At 64.9% G+C, this 15,811-nt stretch carries 17 protein-coding genes; 7 read left to right on the top strand and 10 right to left on the bottom strand.

Annotated features, from left to right (window positions below; translation table 11 throughout):
- Positions 1-200: 200 nt before the first annotated feature.
- Entirely contained in the window at positions 201-947 is a 747-nt protein-coding gene (locus tag NKH90_RS16765) for an SDR family NAD(P)-dependent oxidoreductase (protein WP_352820102.1), read from the top strand.
- Between the two features lie 42 nt (positions 948-989).
- Entirely contained in the window at positions 990-2,015 is a 1,026-nt protein-coding gene (locus NKH90_RS16760; RefSeq protein WP_352820101.1) for an RNA polymerase subunit sigma-70, read from the top strand.
- A gap of 17 nt (positions 2,016-2,032) precedes the next feature.
- Here the strand turns inward: NKH90_RS16760 and NKH90_RS16755 are convergent, their stop codons facing one another.
- The 3 genes from NKH90_RS16755 to NKH90_RS16745 form a co-directional block, all read right to left on the bottom strand.
- Entirely contained in the window at positions 2,033-2,839 is an 807-nt protein-coding gene (locus NKH90_RS16755) for a DUF1194 domain-containing protein (protein ID WP_352820100.1), read from the bottom strand.
- A 76-nt stretch (positions 2,840-2,915) separates the two neighbouring features.
- Positions 2,916-4,748, bottom strand: coding sequence for an ABC transporter ATP-binding protein/permease (locus NKH90_RS16750; protein ID WP_352451213.1), 1,833 nt, complete (start codon positions 4,746-4,748; stop codon positions 2,916-2,918).
- Positions 4,749-4,876: 128 nt separating this feature from the next.
- Positions 4,877-5,647, bottom strand: coding sequence for a class I SAM-dependent methyltransferase (locus NKH90_RS16745; RefSeq protein ID WP_352451212.1), 771 nt, complete (start codon positions 5,645-5,647; stop codon positions 4,877-4,879).
- A gap of 98 nt (positions 5,648-5,745) precedes the next feature.
- Here NKH90_RS16745 and gloB point away from each other — a divergent pair, with 98 nt between their 5' ends.
- Entirely contained in the window at positions 5,746-6,513 is a 768-nt protein-coding gene (gene gloB, locus NKH90_RS16740; RefSeq protein WP_352820099.1) for a hydroxyacylglutathione hydrolase, read from the top strand.
- A 21-nt stretch (positions 6,514-6,534) separates the two neighbouring features.
- The gene (locus tag NKH90_RS16735) at positions 6,535-6,963 is read left to right on the top strand and encodes a cupin domain-containing protein (RefSeq protein ID WP_352820098.1); all 429 of its coding nucleotides are present in this window, start codon (positions 6,535-6,537) and stop codon (positions 6,961-6,963) included.
- 4 nt (positions 6,964-6,967) lie between these two features.
- On the opposite strand, the gene NKH90_RS16730 is transcribed toward NKH90_RS16735, so the two are convergent.
- Genes NKH90_RS16730 through NKH90_RS16720 form a run of 3 tightly spaced genes read right to left on the bottom strand, consistent with a single transcriptional unit; the run spans position 6,968 to position 9,375 of the window.
- Positions 6,968-7,639 carry a lysoplasmalogenase family protein gene (locus NKH90_RS16730; RefSeq protein ID WP_352683102.1) on the bottom strand — a complete coding sequence of 224 codons (672 nt, stop codon included), beginning with the start codon at positions 7,637-7,639 and terminating at the stop codon, positions 6,968-6,970.
- Complete coding sequence (gene yddG, locus NKH90_RS16725; RefSeq protein ID WP_352820097.1) at positions 7,636-8,544, bottom strand: aromatic amino acid exporter YddG; 909 nt, start codon at positions 8,542-8,544, stop codon at positions 7,636-7,638. Before yddG ends, NKH90_RS16730 begins: the two co-directional genes overlap by 4 nt.
- 42 nt (positions 8,545-8,586) lie before the next feature.
- Positions 8,587-9,375 (bottom strand): DUF3108 domain-containing protein, encoded by a 789-nt coding sequence (locus tag NKH90_RS16720; RefSeq protein ID WP_352505076.1) that lies wholly within the window; start codon positions 9,373-9,375, stop codon positions 8,587-8,589.
- A gap of 612 nt (positions 9,376-9,987) precedes the next feature.
- On the opposite strand from NKH90_RS16720, the gene rpmB reads away from it, so the two are divergent.
- The 3 genes from rpmB (at position 9,988) to NKH90_RS16705 (ending at position 11,798) form a co-directional block, all read left to right on the top strand.
- Positions 9,988-10,284 (top strand): 50S ribosomal protein L28, encoded by a 297-nt coding sequence (rpmB, locus tag NKH90_RS16715; protein WP_352505075.1) that lies wholly within the window; start codon positions 9,988-9,990, stop codon positions 10,282-10,284.
- An 82-nt stretch (positions 10,285-10,366) separates the two neighbouring features.
- Positions 10,367-11,047 (top strand): queuosine precursor transporter, encoded by a 681-nt coding sequence (locus tag NKH90_RS16710; RefSeq protein WP_352505074.1) that lies wholly within the window; start codon positions 10,367-10,369, stop codon positions 11,045-11,047.
- A gap of 76 nt (positions 11,048-11,123) precedes the next feature.
- The gene (locus NKH90_RS16705) at positions 11,124-11,798 is read left to right on the top strand and encodes a spermidine synthase (RefSeq protein WP_352820096.1); all 675 of its coding nucleotides are present in this window, start codon (positions 11,124-11,126) and stop codon (positions 11,796-11,798) included.
- A 57-nt stretch (positions 11,799-11,855) separates the two neighbouring features.
- On the opposite strand, the gene NKH90_RS16700 is transcribed toward NKH90_RS16705, so the two are convergent.
- The 4 genes from NKH90_RS16700 to cobT all read right to left on the bottom strand — a co-directional run bounded on the left by NKH90_RS16700 (position 11,856) and on the right by cobT (position 15,800).
- Positions 11,856-12,338 (bottom strand): SRPBCC family protein, encoded by a 483-nt coding sequence (locus NKH90_RS16700; protein WP_352820095.1) that lies wholly within the window; start codon positions 12,336-12,338, stop codon positions 11,856-11,858.
- A complete protein-coding gene (locus NKH90_RS16695) occupies positions 12,335-12,703 on the bottom strand; it encodes an ArsR/SmtB family transcription factor (RefSeq protein WP_352540338.1) in 369 nt (122 codons plus the stop codon). Before NKH90_RS16695 ends, NKH90_RS16700 begins: the two co-directional genes overlap by 4 nt.
- Positions 12,704-12,879: 176 nt before the next feature.
- Positions 12,880-13,905: an esterase-like activity of phytase family protein gene (locus tag NKH90_RS16690; RefSeq protein WP_352820094.1), complete on the bottom strand. Its 1,026-nt coding sequence runs from the start codon at positions 13,903-13,905 to the stop codon at positions 12,880-12,882.
- The gene (gene cobT, locus NKH90_RS16685; protein ID WP_352820093.1) at positions 13,902-15,800 is read right to left on the bottom strand and encodes a cobaltochelatase subunit CobT; all 1,899 of its coding nucleotides are present in this window, start codon (positions 15,798-15,800) and stop codon (positions 13,902-13,904) included. Before cobT ends, NKH90_RS16690 begins: the two co-directional genes overlap by 4 nt.
- Positions 15,801-15,811 lie beyond the last annotated feature (11 nt).

Here is a 15,811-nt window from a genome sequence, read left to right as displayed (position 1 = left end):
GCTTGATGGGAGCAGTTTGCCGAGACGTCGCGCACAGGTCGATTACCCCCGAGGTAATGACACTGAATACAAAACCGACGCGCCGCTGCCGTCAGCTGAAAGATATTTCCGCCTGGCACCGATGATTTCCACCCACCTGCGCTGTCCTTATCGATGAGCGCGCCTGGATAGTCCGGCGGCCGGGAATAGAGAGGTGATCCATGGGATCGTTGCAAAATCAGAATGTCGTCGTCGTCGGAGGCAGCCGTGGTGTCGGCCGCTCCATCGCGGAGGCCGCCCTCAAGGAGAAAGCGACGGTGCTGGCCGTCGCCCGCGGAAAACAGGCCCTGGCGCAATTTGCCTGGGAGGTCTCGGGCGTGAAGACGCTCGCGGCCGATGCTACGATGGACTCCGCCCCGGATAAGGTCTTCGCCACGCTTGAGCCGGACGTACTGGTGATCTGCGCAGGTGCGCTGGCGCCTTCTGCGCCGGTGCATGAACAGAACTGGAAGGCGTTCTCGGCAAATTGGGACACGGACGTCAAGGCGTCGTTCCTGTTTTGCCGGGCCGCTCTGCGGCGTCCGCTCAACCCGGGGACCCGGATCGTTCTGATCTCCAGCGGCGCGGCCTTGACCGGCGGACCACCGAACGCCGGCGGCTATGCCGGCGCAAAACGCATGCAGATGTTCCTGGCCGGTCATAGCCAGAAGGAGGCCGACCGGCTTGGCCTCGGCCTGCGCTTCATGGCGCTCGCGCCGATGCGCATCATGCCGGAAACCGGCGTGGGCAAGGCCGGCGTCGACAGCATAGCGGCCTATATGGGCATCCAGCCGGCGGACTTCATCGCCGCCATGACCGACATGCAAACGCCGGCCGATGTCGGACGGGCGGTGGTCGCACTCGCCACCGGCCAACCGCAAGGCAGTTCCTTCATGGTGAGCGGTAGCGGGCTTGCCCCGGCCGCCTGAGGGGCGCGTAATGCAACGCTCGCTCGTAACCGCACAAGCCACATGACAAACGGTCAACCACCTCTGCAGCCAGCACCCCAGCCGATCCTCGATCGGCTGGCCTTCGAGAAGGTCACGGCCGCGCATCGCCGCGAGCTCAAGCTGCATTGTTATCGCATGATGGGTTCGCTGCACGAGGCCGACGACCTCGTCCAGGACACGTTGCTTCGCGCCTGGCGCGCAAGATCGGAGTTCGACGGGCGAGGTTCGGTTCGCGGTTGGCTCTACATGATCGCGACCAACGCTTGCCTCAACGCCATCAAGGCGAGGTCGAGGGCGCGTCGCATTCTCTGGGAACCCGGACGGCCGCCCTCGCACGGGGCGGCCATAGGCGGGCCGGTAGCCGACATCGCCTGGCTGGAGCCCTACCCCGACGCCGAGCTTCCAGACGTTGCCGGCAGCGAGCCAGGTCCGGAAGCCCGTTACGAGAGCCGCGAGGCCGTCCAGCTCGCCTTCGTCGCGGCGATCCAGGATCTGCCGCCTCGGCAGCGCGCCGCGCTGCTGCTTGCCGACGTCCTCGGATGGTCGGCTGTCGAGACGGCGCGTTTGCTGGGCGGATCGACGGCTTCGATCAACAGCGCGTTGCAACGGGCCCGCGCAACGCTGGCGGCGCGCTATCCTCAGGGACGGCCTGCCAGCCGATCACGGCCCAGCCCCGAAGAAGGCCTGCTGCTCGAACGCTACATGCAGGCCTGGCAGGCCGCCAATCTCGACAGCTTGATCGAGCTGCTGCGTGAGGACGCCATCTACACCATGCCGCCTTGGCGCGAATGGTATCAAGGCCGCGAAGCGATCCGCGGTTTCTTCGAGACCGTCTGGCCGAGGTTTGGCGGCTTCCGCACGCTGGCTACCCGCGCCAATGCCCAGCCGGCGGTCGGGGTTTATTCCCGCAGCCACGATGGCCCTGAATGGCGGGCCCATTCCCTGCATGTGTTCGACGCAGCCGAGGGCGGGATCGCTTCCTTGACGATCTTCATAGGGCCGCTCGGGCCATCTCTGTTCCCGGCCTTCGGCCTGCCACCAGCCTAGCTACCCCTGGGCCAGCCTTATCGGTCGAGTTCCGGGAAATATGGGTCCGAGAAAAACCTTCGGTCGCGCTCGCCTTGCAGGCAGTCGATCGGTGCGTCGATGCGGATCGTCCTCGGATCCACCTTGGGATACTCGGCGCTGCTGACCTCGAGGATCAGTTTGCGGCGAGTGGCGGTGGCGAATTCGGAAGCAGCATAGATCGGCAGCACGAACGAGCCCGGCCCGCCGGTGACGCATTCGGCATAGTACCGGTCGAGATGGCTGAAGGTGGGTGACGGGCTGACCAGGATCGGCAGCCCGTTGATGACGATGCCCTTCGCCAGCGCCGCATCGCGTGCCGTTGTGACCGGCAAGCCGGTGTTGTTTGGGCCGTCCCCCGAGACGTCGATGACGCGGCGTTTGCCGGTGAAGGCCGTGCCGTTGAAAAGCTCGGCACCGAAAGCCACAGCACCGGAAATCGAGGTGCCGCGAAAGCTCCTGAACGGGCGGGCCGCGATCTTGTCGGCGAAAGCGTTGGCGCTCTCCTTGCTGTCGACGACCTGCCAGGCAATGACCGCATCGTCGCGGATGGTGCCGGCCCATTCGAAATAGGCGATGGCGATGCGGCCGAAGGTGCCGGCACGCACGGCGTTGATGAAGTCGGGGTGGCGCAGCGCCGCGACATAGCCGGCGCGCTGCAGGGCAAACTCCCTTTCATCCATCGACTGCGAGATGTCGACGGCCAGCACCAGCTCGACATCGACGGCAATTGCATTGGCCGGTGCGGCCGCAGGTGCCGCCGGGGTGCAGGCAAGGCAGGCGAGCAGGGCGAGAGCGTCAAGCATGGCCGATCGGAACGTTCCCATCTGAAACGATCGCGACAGTTTTTCGCCGCGATCGCGGCGAAATAAAGCTTGCCTTCTATTTCTTTCGGCCAGCCGAAACGACAACCGGGGGCGGTTCGATGGCACCTGCCCTGATACGGGCCGGCTTGAGTGGCGGCTGGCCGGCATCCTTGACGATGGTCAACGCCCGCCGGAAGAAGCGGGCATTGTGCTGGCCGCGGCCGATATTGAGGATCGCGGCGTCGGGAAGGCGCTTCTCCAGCATCGACAGCACTTGCCTCAGCGTTGGGCCGTCGAACGCGTCCAGCGCCTCGTCGATGATCACCCATTTCGGCCGTCGCAAGGCCAGCCTGGCAAAGGCCAGCAGACGCTGCTCGTCGTCGCTGAGCTCACGCTCCCAGCGCGCCGAGCGATCGAGCGAGGACGACAGGCGTTGCAGCCCGACATCGGCCAGCACCTCCGAGATCTCGGCATCGCTCGCCTCCGCCGCGCCGTCTGAATGGTTGAGCACCTCGCGCAGCTTGCCGAGCGGGAAATAGGGGGTACGCGGAACAAAGATCGGCGCTTCTCCGGCCGGCATGCCGATCCGTCCGCTGCCCCATGGCCACAGACCGGCAATGGCCCGGAAGAACAGCGTCTTGCCGGCGCCCGGATCTCCGGTGATCATGACCCGGTCGCCGGCGCGGATTTCGACATGCGGCTCGGCAAGCTTGGTGCATCCCTCCGGCGAGGCGACCTCGAGTTTCTCGAAGGTCAGGCTGCCGTCCGGGTTTTCGCCGAACGAAATGCGCCTTTCCGTATGGTGCAGCGCGTCGGTGTCGCCAAGCGCGATGCGAAAGTCGGCGACCCGCATCAGCGTAGCGCGCCAATCGGCGATGCCGCCGATATTGTTGATGAACCAGCGCAGCGACGAATGGACCTGGTTGAAAGCGCCGACGGCCATCATCAGGCCGCCAAAGCTGATATCGCCGGCGAAATAGACCGGTGAGGCGACCAGGATCGGTGCGACGACAGTGATCCAGCCATAGGTGTCGGTAACCCAGGAAAGATTGATCTGGGCGCTGTAGATGCGCCGCATGGCGCCCAGCACCATGCCGAGATCGAATTCGAGCCGGCGCCTGGCATCGGCCTCGCCGTGCGCCAGCGCGATGGCATCGACATTCTCGTTGACGCGAACCACCGAGGAGCGCAGCTCCGCTTCACGCGTATAGCGATCGTTGTTGAAGCGGATCAACGGTCGCCCGACCAGCCAGCTCAACCAGGAGGCGGTGCCAGCATAAAGGATCGCCGCCCAGACCATGTAGCCGGGTATGGCCAGCAAATGGCCGCCTATGTGGAAGACGAAGCCGGAAGACAGCGACCACAGGACCCCAACGAACGAGGCAAGCAGGATGCAGGACTGCAGCAGGCCGATGCCAAGACCGGTGGAAAGATCGGAGAGATGCCCGGCATCCTGCTGCAGGCGCTGGTCGGGATTGACGCCGATGGCGCCGGCATGGGTCAGCCGGAAGGCACGCGCCGGCCGCATCCATTCGTCGATCAGGTCGAGCGTCAGCGCCTCGCGCAGCTTCAGGCGGAGCATCTGGTCGAGCCAGGTCTGGCCGACATTGAGCACCACAAGCCCGCCGGCGATGCCGGCAAAGACCAGAAGCTGATGCAGGAAAGCCGGCATGTCGCGCCGCGCAAGCGCGTCGTAGAAAGGCTGGTTCCAGCGATTGAGCAGAACCTGCCCGATTGAGCTCGCCACGATGACGGCGACGATGCCGATCGCTGCCCAAAGCAATTGTTTTCGCACTGGCGAGCTGGTCAGTGCCAATTTGATTGTTGCCAGCTGCTCACGCAGGCTGCTGGCTTCGATCGACGTGGCAAGCTTCTGGGCGCTGGCCTCGACATCCGGACGATCATCCATCGGTTAAATCCTTGCATTCGGAGCAATGCCAAACCGGTCATAGGGATCGGCCGCACGGCCTTCAATCGGACAGCAAACCTGATATCGTCAGATAGGCGTGAAAAAGCACGTCTCGGATCACGAACGCGTCATCCTGGCGGTGCCGGGTGTTCGGCCCGCGACAGCCGGCCAAGCGTCGGCGCGCCATGCGGCGAGAGAACCGGCACGAAGACGCGGCGGGACGCGCGCTGGGCAACCGGCACGCCTTGATAGAGCCGCTTCTGCGCCTCGACGACGATAACGCCCGAAAAGATCGGCCAGAAGCGCCGGCCGGCGCGTTCCAGCACGTTATGGAACTGCATCATGAAACGTCGCGGCGACGGCGGGAAGAACAGCGCATCGGACCACGCCGCCGGCGTGAAATTCGCTTCGCGCAGCAATTCGGTCAGCTGGCCGCGCGAGAACGGTCGGCCATTGCCGAAAGGCGTATGCTCGAAGCGTGCCCAGACACCGCGCCGGTTGGGCACGACGATGACGACACGGCCGGCCGGCGACAGCACCCGCCAGATCTCGTTCAGCGTCTCGCGCGGGTTCTCGACATGTTCGAGCGAATGGACGAGCAGCATGCGGTCGATGCAGGAATCGACCAGCGGCAGTTCCTCATCGAAGACCAGCGCGGTCGCCGTCGGCCCGGTCGCCGGCCAGACCACCGCGCCCTGTGTTGCCGGCATGAAGGCAAAGACACGCTCGGCATCGCTGCCGAAGCGTTCCAGCCACGGCAAGGTGTAGCCGAGGCCGACCAGCCGCTCGTTGGGCACGACGGCCCATATCGAGGACAGCGCCATGGTGATCGAGCGTTCGGCCAGGCGGCCGAGCGTGGTTGAATAAAACGAACGGAGATCGACAATGTCTGAATGCATGCGCGGAACGGTAGCTTCGAAGCAGTCCAAGTTCAACAAAGGCAGATGACATCGGCTGGCGGGCGCCCTATGTCTGCGGCAATAAAGGGAGAGATGCGATGCCGGTCGAGATCGAACAATTCATGTGCCGCAGCGACAATTTCGGCGTGCTGGTGCATGACCCGAAAAGCGGTCAGACGGCGCTCATCGATGCGCCCGAGGAGGCGCCCATCCTGGCGGCGATCAAGCGCACCGGCTGGACCCCGACGATGATCCTGACCACTCACCACCATCTCGACCACGTCGAGGCCAATCTGGCGCTGAAGGAGCGCTTCAAGCTGCGCATTGTCGGGCCGGAAGCCGAAAAGGCAAAGATTCCCGGCATCGACGAAACTGTCGAGCAAGGCTCGGTCGTCCATCTCGGCGACGAGCGGATCGAGGTCATCGCCACACCCGGCCATACCGCCGGCCATGTCACCTATCATCTGCCGGCGTCGAAAGTAGCATTCGCCGCCGACACGCTGTTTGCGCTCGGCTGTGGGCGGCTGCTCGAATGCAAGCCGCCGGTGATGTACGAATCCCTGAAGAAGCTCGCGGCGCTGCCGGCCGAGACGGTCGTCTATTGCGGCCATGAGTATACGCTGGCCAATGCCCGTTTCGCGCTCACCGTCGACCCGACCAATTCGGCGCTGAAAGAGCGTGCCGCCAAGGTCGAGGCGCTGCGCGCCGACGGCAAGCCGACGCTGCCGACGACGATCGGCGAGGAACTGTCGACCAATCCGTTCCTGCGCTGGCACGATCCGGCGATCCGCAGGCATCTCGGCCTGGAGAAGGCCTCCGACGCCCAAGTGTTCGCCGAGATCCGCAAGCGCAAGGACAATTTCTGAGCGGCGCCAGGAGCTAGGGTCATGACCAGTTCCGCCGAAATCATCGCCCTGCTCGGCCTGAAGCCGCATCCGGAAGGCGGCTGGTATGCCGAGACCTTTCGCGACGGCACGGCAGGCACGCGCGGGCATTCGACGGCGATCTATTTCCTCCTCGAGAAGGACCAATTGTCGGCCTGGCACCGGGTCAGGGACGCGGCCGAGGTCTGGCATTTCTATGACGGTGCGCCGCTGGCGCTGTCGATACACCGAGAAGGCGGTCCCGTCATCGAGGAGGTCCTCGGTACGGCGCTTGCCGCGGGCGAGCGGCCGCAGATCGTCGTGCCGGCAGGCTGGTGGCAGTCGGCACGCAGCCTCGGCGAATGGACCCTGGTCGGCTGCACCGTGGCGCCGGGTTTCGATTTCTCCGCCTTCGAACTCGCCGAACCAGGCTGGCTGCCGGGAACGCCCTAGGCACCTAGCCCAGCAGCAAACCCAGCGTGATCGCCAGCTGGCCGGCATAATACAGCGCCCAGACCCCATGGCGCACCCAAATGCGGTGCGCCGAGATGGCGGGCAGCAGGAACTTTTCCGCGGCGTGCAGCCCGTCGGACAGCATGAGCAGGATGACGCCGCCGACGACCCAGACGCTGTTCAGGGTGAGCGCCGCAATGCCCATGCCAAGCAGCGCCGCGGCATGGATGCCAATCGGCAAACGCAAGGCCGGGCCGGTGCGGCGCCAGAGCGCGAAAATCATCGCCAGCGCCAACACGGCCATCGCCAGGGCAATAATTCCTCGCCACGGTTCGGCCGAGAGCAGCCCGAGGCCGCTGCCGGCGCGCAGGAACAGCACGACGTAAAGCACATGCGCGGCAAGAAAACTGGCCGTGCCGCCAAGAAATGCCTTCTCGCCGTCGCGCGACAGGAAGGCGTCGCCGACGGCACTGACGCCCAGCGCGGCGACGAGCAGCCATGGGCCGCCCTGCTGCGCGACCAGCACCGCCAGCATCGCCACCGGCAATGTCCTTGCCGCCGACCGCGAAAGGCGCGGCGGCATGCCGAGGCTGAACGCGTAAATCACCGCCGCCGCCAGCGAAAATACCAGCGTCGCATTGGCATTGGCATCGATGCCGCCGGGAAACGGCATCATGCGTTTGCCTCGCTCGTGGCCCTCTTGCGCAGGAACAGCGATTTCGCCGCCAGTGCCGCGCCGCCGGTGATCAGCACGCAGGCGGCGAGGATGCGCCATGACGGCTCGGCGAAGCCGGCGGCGATCAGCACCAGGGTGGACAGCAGCGGCGCGGCATAGCTCGCCGCCGCCAGCACCTGGATGTTGCCGCGCTTGACGCCGATGTCCCAGGCATAGAACGCCGCCCCCACCGGCATCAGACCGAGGCCGAGCACGGCCAGCCACTGGCCGGCGCCGTTGGGCAGCACCGTCTCTTCCAGCAACAGATGGCAGACCAGCGAAAGCGCCGCGGTGGCGGCGCAGAACCAGGTGACGATGCTGGTCGGCACCGACGGGAAGCGCCGCGACAACAGCGAATAGGACGACCACAGCACCGCGCAGACGCCGGCCATTGCATAGCCGAAGGCATAACGCGCATCGAAGGCAAGCCCGCCGCCGCCCTTGGTGACGATCAGGACCGTGCCGGCAAGGCCGAGCAGCGCGCCGGCGACGTGGTTCCAGGCCAACCGCTCGCCCGGCATCAGCGCCGACCCCAGCACGATCAGCAGCGGCCACAGATAGGCGATCAGGCTGGCCTCGACGGCCGGCGCATTGCGCAGCGCGGTGAAGTAGAAGAAGTGGTAGCCGAACAGGCCGGCAATGCCGATCACCCAGACTTTGCGTGGTATTTCGACCTGGCGCGGTATCTTCGCGGCGCCATCGGCTGCCGGCATGAACAGCCGGGCAAACAGCCCGACGCAAGTGCCGATCGTGAAGGTGATTGCCGAAAGCAGGAACGGCGGCACGGCGCCCGAAGCATCCGTAAGCAGCGCCAGCAGCGCCCACATGGCGACCGCGGAGAAGCCGATCAGTGTTGCGCGCGCCATACCCGTCGCCCCCTGCCCATCGTTGGCGGCGCACCATCACGCCTATTCGTTTGCTTCGAACCGCTCCGCGCTGATCGTCAACGGGCCGATTTGCGTGCTGACCGTGGCGCGGATCGGCGCATATACGCCGCTTTGGCCGACCGGTGCAAACGTCACCATGATGCGGCTGCGTTTCTTCAGGTAATTCAGCGCCTTGCGGTTCTTGCGGTAGCCGGCCACCGGCTCGAAGCCCAGCCTGCAGGTGACCGTATCGCCCTTGTAGCCGGCCACCGAGATCGACCCTTTGGACTCGTAGGTCAGTTTCAGATCGGCACGCATTTCGCCGTCATAGAGCTTCACCGTGCGCCCGCAGACCTGGTCGAGGCTGTCGGCATGGATGACGGTGGCGGCCATCGGATCGAGGACCGATACGAGATGGCTGCCGACCAGCGGTATCCAATTCTCGGGATTGCGCTTCTTCGGCTCAGGCACGACCTTGGTCGAGGTGACGACGCCGTTGGCAAACTGGATGTCGATCATCGATGCCTTCTTGCCGGACGTGTAGTCGGCGTGGAACGCTTGCGGCTGCAACTGCTTGCCCGAAATCTTGCCCTTCGACGAGATCGTGCCTCGCGTATCGTCGAACAAAGTGGCGAGCCCGGCGGCGGAAACGCTGCCCTCGATCGAATAGGTGTCATCCTCGTAATGGCTGGAGAATTTCGCCTTGGCCACGGAGAGGCCGAGGAACGACACCGAATATTCGCCCGTGAAGGATTGCGGCTCGGCCGAAGCCGTCGTCGGCAACGCGGCGGCCAACAGCACGACCAGGGCATGGAGGAAAGAACGAGGCATGGCGGGTCCTTGATTGTCGACCGGACGGGCGGCTCCGGTCTGGCATGTCCCTGTGCGACCGCTTATAGGCTGAATTCCGGCCTTAATGTGAAAGGCGGCGTCGGCAGGGAACGCTGGGGAGGGTCCAGGGCCAGAAATAAAAAACCCGCCTCGACGGGCGGGTCGTTGGAGCCAATTAGCACCATACCGAAATTAGTAGCATAGCTGCCGGCACAAAGCAAGAACAAAATGTGGCCACCTGGAAAATCGCGACAGGTTTGCGCAGCCCCTCATCGCCCTGCCGGGCACTTCTCCCCGTATAGGGACGGGGAGAAGGTCGCCTTGCAAACGGTTTCGCCAATTTGCGGAGTTGCAGAAAGCGCCGAGCCTGCGGCCCAGCCCCTTCTCCCCGTCACTATACGGGGGAAGGTGCCGGCAGGCGGATGAGGGGCAGCGCCGGCATCGGTCATCTTTTGATTGATTCCCTTGGCACTAACCAACCCCAAGCTTGACGCCTCGGCGAAATGCAACTATGGAACGCCAACTTTTTCCATGAGGCCGCCTGACCGAAACCGCGCGCCACCCGGCGCGGGTCGAATGTTTGGCCAGGACCGAGAACCGAAGGTTAGAACCATGTCCCGCACCTGCGAACTCACTGCCAAGGCAGTCATGTCCGGCAACAATGTGAGCCACGCCAACAACAAGACCAAGCGTCGCTTCCTGCCCAATCTCGTCAATGTGACGCTGATCTCGGAAGCGCTGAACCAGAACGTGCGCCTGCGCATTTCGGCCAACGCATTGCGTTCGGTCGAGCATCGCGGCGGCCTCGACGCCTTCCTGGCCAAGGCCGATGCCAAGGAATTGTCGCAGCGCGCCCGCCTGTTGAAGAAGCAGATCGCCAAGAAGATCGCCGAGCAGCCGGCCGCCTGAGTTTTTCGGCGGCAGCCGCCTTCCAGGGCGTGGTCCGAACTCCGGATCGCGTTCCGCTGGTTCCATTACCCAGGATAAAAAAATGATTTTCCTCTCGCGGTACCTGCCCTTCGTGGCGGCCATGGCGCTCGTCGTCGTGGCCTCGAACATCCTCGTGCAGTTCCCGATGCAAGGTTCAATCGGCGGGCTGTCGCTGGCCGACATCCTGACCTGGGGCGCCTTCACCTATCCGTTCTCCTTCCTGGTCACCGATCTCGCCAACCGCCGCTATGGGCCGGCGGTGGCGCGCAGGATCGTCTTTGTCGGCTTCATGACAGCGGTGATCTGCTCGATCGTCATCCCACCGCTGCTGTTTCGCCACGGCCTGATCGAATTCGAGACCGCCGCCGACCGGCTGGTGCGCATTGCCGCTGCCTCGGGCGCCGCCTTCCTCACCGCGCAGTTGCTCGACGTCACCGTATTCAACCGGCTGCGCCGGCAGAGCTGGTGGCGCGCGCCGATCGTCGGCACGCTGGTCGGCTCCGTTTTCGATACGGTGGTGTTTTTCACCGTCGCCTTCGCGGCGGCGTTCGCCTTCGCCGGGCCCAACGACGGCTTTGCGCTGGAAACCGCGCCGCTGATGGGCGTGCTGCCGGTCGAGACGATGCGCTGGATTTCCTGGGCGCTCGGCGATCTCGGCGTCAAGCTGGTCATAGCGGTGGTGGCGCTGATCCCCTACCGGCTGCTTGCCGCCCGCTGGAGCCAACCGGCACTGGCAGCATGATCCCGAACCAAAGGTCCGCGTTAGCGAAAAGTGGGAACCGGTTTTCGGACAAGATCATGCTCAAAGACTATCGAGCATGATCCCCTGGCTTCAACTGGACTCGGCAAAAACGCCTGACGGCGGACAGGAACTCCGCCTGAAGCGGCGCGGCGGCGAATTCTCGATCATGCTTGGCGCCAACGAGCTGATGAACAGCCGGCTCAGCGGTTCCGAAGAGGCGCTGGCGAAACTGTCCTGCCAAAGGATTGCCGGCCGCCGGACCCCGAACATCCTGATCGGCGGCCTCGGCATGGGCTTTACCTTGCGCGCGGCGCTGGCCGAGCTCGGCGACGATGCGCAGGTCGCCGTTGCCGAACTGGTGCCGGCAGTCGTGATTTGGGCCCGCGGCCCGATGGCCGAGCTGTTCGGCGGCTGCCTTGACGACCGGCGCGTCAGCATTCGTGAGACCGATGTCGGTCAGCTCATCCGTTCGCAAGCATCGACCTGGGACGCGATCCTGCTCGATGTCGACAACGGCCCCGAGGGCATCGTCTACAAGGCCAACGATGCGCTCTACAGCGCAGCCGGCCTGATCAGCGCGAGAGCAGCTCTCAAGCCCGGCGGTGTGCTGGCGGTCTGGTCGCAGGGCCCTGACGCAGGTTTCACCCGAAGGCTCAAGAAGGCCGGCTTCACGGTCGAGGAGGTCAAGGTGCGGGCTCACGGCAAGCGCGGCGTCCGTCACATCGTCTGGTTCGCGAGCAAGGGGCAATAGGCCATCTCGCAATCCGGGCGGGCCTTGGTGGACGCCGCCCGGTACACCCGCGAACCTCTACTTCGCCTTCTGAAGCTCGGCGGCGAGCGCCTGCAGCAGCCCGCGTGTGCCCTCCTCGCGCCCTTGCGCTGAATCGACGCCATCGAAGAACGCACCCTGTTCGGTATAGGTCAGGCGGGTGCCCTCGCCGGAAGGTGCAAGCTCGACCGTGGTGAGCGACGCCGACAGCGGCTGCGGCCCGACCGCCATCCGGTATGAAAATACGATGCGCCGGTCAGGGACGATGTCCTGGAACTGCGCATCGAGCCTGATCTCCGGGCCGCCCTGGTAGCTGAACCGCGAAACCTCGCTGCCGCCGACACGGAAATCGAAGGTGAATTCGGCGATGGTGAAGCCGTCGCCTTCGACGCGCCAACGCCGCACCGTCGCCTTGTCGGCAAAGGCGAGGAAGACGCGTTCGCGCGATTGCGGGTAGGTCCGCTCGATCGTGAAGCTTGAATGGATGACGGACTGGTCGTTCACGGGGGCAATCTGGTTCATTTCTTTTCGTCCTTTTCCTGGTCGTGGGGTGTTGCGTCCGGTTGGTCAGTCTCCGCCAGGATCTGGCCGAGACGGTCGAGCTGGCGTTCGGCCGGTGTACGGCGCGCGGCGATCCAGTCGGCGAGCGGGGCTAGCCCGCCGGGCTCGATCCGGCAGGTGCGCACGCGTCCGACCTTCTCGCTGCGGATCAGCCCGCACGCTTCCAGCGCCTGGAGATGCTGGAGTACGGCAGCGAAGGTCATGCCGAACGGCTCCGCCAACTGGCTGACGGTGGCTGGCCCGCGGCTCAGCCTTTCCAGGATTGCCCGGCGCGTCGGCTCGGCAAGAGCCCGCAGGATACTGTCGATCTCGGAATACTTAAGCATGGACTTGAGTATTTCGCCGATGACGCAAATTGTCAAGTCACGACTAAAGTATTTTTTCGGATGGTGAGAGCCGGCTGGAAAACCCGCGACGCGGGTCATTGCCAGGGGAAATTGCCTGCGCTGCAAAACGGCGCGGAAATGCCAGCGATGCTGTCGGCCAGCAGGCCTGTCGCGCGTCAATCCTCGTGCAGCACAAATTCCAGGTAAAGATTGCGCTGCAGGATCGAGTGGTTGTCATCGGACATCAGCGACACGATCAGCGCGCCATCGTCGCGGGTCCAGACGTCGAGCGCTTCCATGTTGTCGATCTGGTAGCCCATGTCGGCTTCGAGCAGCACCGGCCCGTCGGCGACGGCGCCCTTCTCGACGCTTTCGCCATAGATGCGCCGCAGCCGCATCTTGACGCCGCCGGCCATCGAAAAACTGCGCTCCAGAAGCAACAGGTCGCCGTCCGGCAGGAAGGCGCCGTCGGTGATGTCGAAATCGCCATTGCGCTTGACGGTGAAGACGCCCTTGTGCGGCCCTTCGATGATCGCGGCAAAGATGTTGCCGGCCTTGTCGAGGCTCTTTTCCGACACCACGACCAGTCCGCCCGCGTGCTGCCCGTTGGGACTGGCGCGGGTGACGGTCTCAAAGCCGCGATTGCGGCGAAGTTCCCAGGCTGGGATCAGGAAGTCCAATTGCCTGAACGGCACCTTCATGCCGTCCGGATCGATCTTGAACTCTGCGATACGGTGATCGCCCTCGAAACCGACCGTGGCAATACCGTCCTTGACCGCGAGGCCTTCGGCATCGACCGCCCATTTCGCGTCGATCGGCTGGCCGGCCGCATCGACCATCTGCTGCATGCGAAAATTCTGGATGCCGGAAGGCCGCTTCTCGGCATCGTGGACGAGGGTGCCGAAGAACCAGAAGCCGGTGTCGGCAACGCCGATGAAATCGCTGCCGGGCTTGAGGAACCGAAGCGCCGACAGCGCGCCGAAATCGCGCGTCGACGAGGTCATTTCGAGCCCGCCGACGAATTCGAGCGGCCCGAACTGTTTGTCCGGCCGGCCGATATGGAATTCGCTGATCGGCCGTGCCGAGATTTCGGCCGGCTCGACCGAGGCCAGGCCGGCAGCGATAGCCGGCGCCAAACTGATGCCTAACAACGCACTGGCGGCCAAAAGCTTCTGCCAAAAGCCGCCGCGGGAAAAAATCATCCGGCGTGCCGCATGCCGCCGCGCCGCGTGTCCCGCACGGTTTCCTCGGCGAACAGCGAGGCCAGCTGCTCGGTCATGGCGCCGGCCAGTTCTTCGGCATCGACGATGGTGACGGCGCGGCGATAGTAGCGGGTGACGTCGTGGCCGATGCCGATGGCCAAAAGCTCGACCGGAGAGCGCGTCTCGATGAGTTCGATGATGGCCCGCAGATGCCGCTCGAGATAATTGCCGGGGTTGACCGACAGCGTCGAATCGTCGACCGGCGCCCCGTCGGAGATCATCATCAGGATCTTGCGCTGCTCCGGCCGCGCGATCAGCCGGTTGTGCGCCCACAGCAGCGCCTCGCCGTCGATGTTTTCCTTGAGCAGGCCCTCGCGCATCATCAGGCCGAGATTGCGGCGCGCCCGCCGCCACGGATGGTCGGCGGATTTGTAGATGATGTGGCGCAGATCGTTGAGCCGGCCGGGGTTCGGCGGTTTGCCTTCCTTCAGCCATTTCTCGCGCGCCTGCCCGCCCTTCCAGGCGCGGGTGGTGAAGCCGAGGATTTCGACCGAGACGCCGCAGCGTTCCAGCGTGCGCGCCAGGATGTCGGCGCAGGTCGCGGCGACCGTGATCGGCCGGCCGCGCATTGAACCCGAATTGTCGAGCACCAGCGACACCACCGTGTCGCGGAATTTGGTATCGCGCTCCTGCTTGAAGGACAGCGGCTGCATCGGGTCGATGACGACGCGCACCAGCCGTGCCGGATCGAGATAGCCTTCTTCGAGGTCGAAATCCCAGGAGCGGTTCTGCTGCGCCATCAGGCGGCGCTGCAGCCGGTTGGCCAGCCGCCCGACGACGCCGGAAAGGTTGGCGAGCTGCTTGTCGAGGAAGGCGCGCAGCCGGTCGAGCTCCTCCTCCTCGCACAGTTCCTCTGCACCAACGGTCTCGTCGAAGGCCGTGGTGAAGACCTTGTAGTCGATCTCTTTCGGCAGATTGGTGAAGGGATTGTCGTTGCGGCGCGCCTCGCCGGGCGTCTCCGCATCGGCGTCGTCGTCGTCGGAGAGATCCTCGGCGGTGGCGTCGGAGGCTTCCGTCTCGGCCGATTGCTCGTCGTCCGACGATGCCTCGGTATCCTCGGACTGCGACTGCTCGGAGCCCGAATCGTCTTCGCCGCCCTCCTCGCTCTGCTCCTCGCCTTGCGGCTGGTTTTCGTCGTTGTCCTCGGAGTCTTCCGTCTCCTGGTCGTCGCCGAGCTCCTCCGCCATTTCCATGGAGGCGAGCATCTCGCGCACGACGCGGGCGAACGCCTGCTGGTCGTCGAGCTTTGCCGACAGCCCGTCCAGATCGGCACTGGCTTTTTCCTCGACCCAGGGGCGCCAGAGATCGACCAGCCGTTCGCCGCTCTTCGGCACAGTGCGGCCGGTCAGCTTTTCGCGCACCATCAGCGCCAGCGCTTCCTCGATCGGCGCGTCGGCCTTGTCCTTGACGTCGACGAGGTTGGCCCTGGCGTATTTGTCCTCGAGCATCGAGCCGATATTGTCGGCGACGCCCTGCATGGCGCGGCTGCCGATCGCCTCCACCCGGGCCTGCTCTACCGCGTCATAGATGGCGCGGGCCTGTTTGCCTTCCGGGGCCAGCCTGGTGTGGATGCGCGCATCGTGGCAGGCGCGCTTCAGCGCCATGGAATCGCCGAGCCCGCGGGTGATGGCGATGTCCGCCTTCGATGCCTTCTTCGGCAGTTCCGGCAGCCGGGCGCGGCTGCCGGCCAGTGCCGGCCGATCCTTGGCGAAGCCGACCTCGAGATCCTTGTCGCCGGCGATGGCGCGCATGCAGACGGTAACCGCGCGCTTGAAGCTGTCGTTCTCAGCGCCGGTCTTGGATTTGTTTCGCGTATTGTCGCCCGGACCCGCCATCGAGACTCTGC

The organism is Mesorhizobium sp. M0898 (assembly GCF_040319695.1).
GTDB lineage: Bacteria > Pseudomonadota > Alphaproteobacteria > Rhizobiales > Rhizobiaceae > Mesorhizobium.
The sequence above is the reverse complement of the archived record's forward strand: the minus strand, read 5'-3'. Positions and strand labels throughout refer to the sequence as shown.

Bases quoted from the DNA above. Each gene is read 5' to 3' on its own strand.
- NKH90_RS16730 (WP_352683102.1), bottom strand. From the start codon at position 7,639: ATGATGCCGTTTCCCGGCGGCATCGATGCCAATGCCAATGCGACGCTG.
- gloB (WP_352820099.1), top strand. From the start codon at position 5,746: ATGCCGGTCGAGATCGAACAATTCATGTGCCGCAGCGACAATTTCGGC.
- NKH90_RS16710 (WP_352505074.1), top strand. From the start codon at position 10,367: ATGATTTTCCTCTCGCGGTACCTGCCCTTCGTGGCGGCCATGGCGCTC.
- NKH90_RS16735 (WP_352820098.1), top strand. From the start codon at position 6,535: ATGACCAGTTCCGCCGAAATCATCGCCCTGCTCGGCCTGAAGCCGCAT.
- rpmB (WP_352505075.1), top strand. From the start codon at position 9,988: ATGTCCCGCACCTGCGAACTCACTGCCAAGGCAGTCATGTCCGGCAAC.
- NKH90_RS16760 (WP_352820101.1), top strand. From the start codon at position 990: ATGACAAACGGTCAACCACCTCTGCAGCCAGCACCCCAGCCGATCCTC.
- yddG (WP_352820097.1), bottom strand. From the start codon at position 8,544: ATGGCGCGCGCAACACTGATCGGCTTCTCCGCGGTCGCCATGTGGGCG.
- NKH90_RS16695 (WP_352540338.1), bottom strand. From the start codon at position 12,703: ATGCTTAAGTATTCCGAGATCGACAGTATCCTGCGGGCTCTTGCCGAG.
- NKH90_RS16690 (WP_352820094.1), bottom strand. From the start codon at position 13,905: ATGATTTTTTCCCGCGGCGGCTTTTGGCAGAAGCTTTTGGCCGCCAGT.
- NKH90_RS16755 (WP_352820100.1), bottom strand. From the start codon at position 2,839: ATGCTTGACGCTCTCGCCCTGCTCGCCTGCCTTGCCTGCACCCCGGCG.
- NKH90_RS16705 (WP_352820096.1), top strand. From the start codon at position 11,124: ATGATCCCCTGGCTTCAACTGGACTCGGCAAAAACGCCTGACGGCGGA.
- NKH90_RS16765 (WP_352820102.1), top strand. From the start codon at position 201: ATGGGATCGTTGCAAAATCAGAATGTCGTCGTCGTCGGAGGCAGCCGT.
- NKH90_RS16750 (WP_352451213.1), bottom strand. From the start codon at position 4,748: ATGGATGATCGTCCGGATGTCGAGGCCAGCGCCCAGAAGCTTGCCACG.
- NKH90_RS16700 (WP_352820095.1), bottom strand. From the start codon at position 12,338: ATGAACCAGATTGCCCCCGTGAACGACCAGTCCGTCATCCATTCAAGC.
- NKH90_RS16720 (WP_352505076.1), bottom strand. From the start codon at position 9,375: ATGCCTCGTTCTTTCCTCCATGCCCTGGTCGTGCTGTTGGCCGCCGCG.
- cobT (WP_352820093.1), bottom strand. From the start codon at position 15,800: ATGGCGGGTCCGGGCGACAATACGCGAAACAAATCCAAGACCGGCGCT.
- NKH90_RS16745 (WP_352451212.1), bottom strand. From the start codon at position 5,647: ATGCATTCAGACATTGTCGATCTCCGTTCGTTTTATTCAACCACGCTC.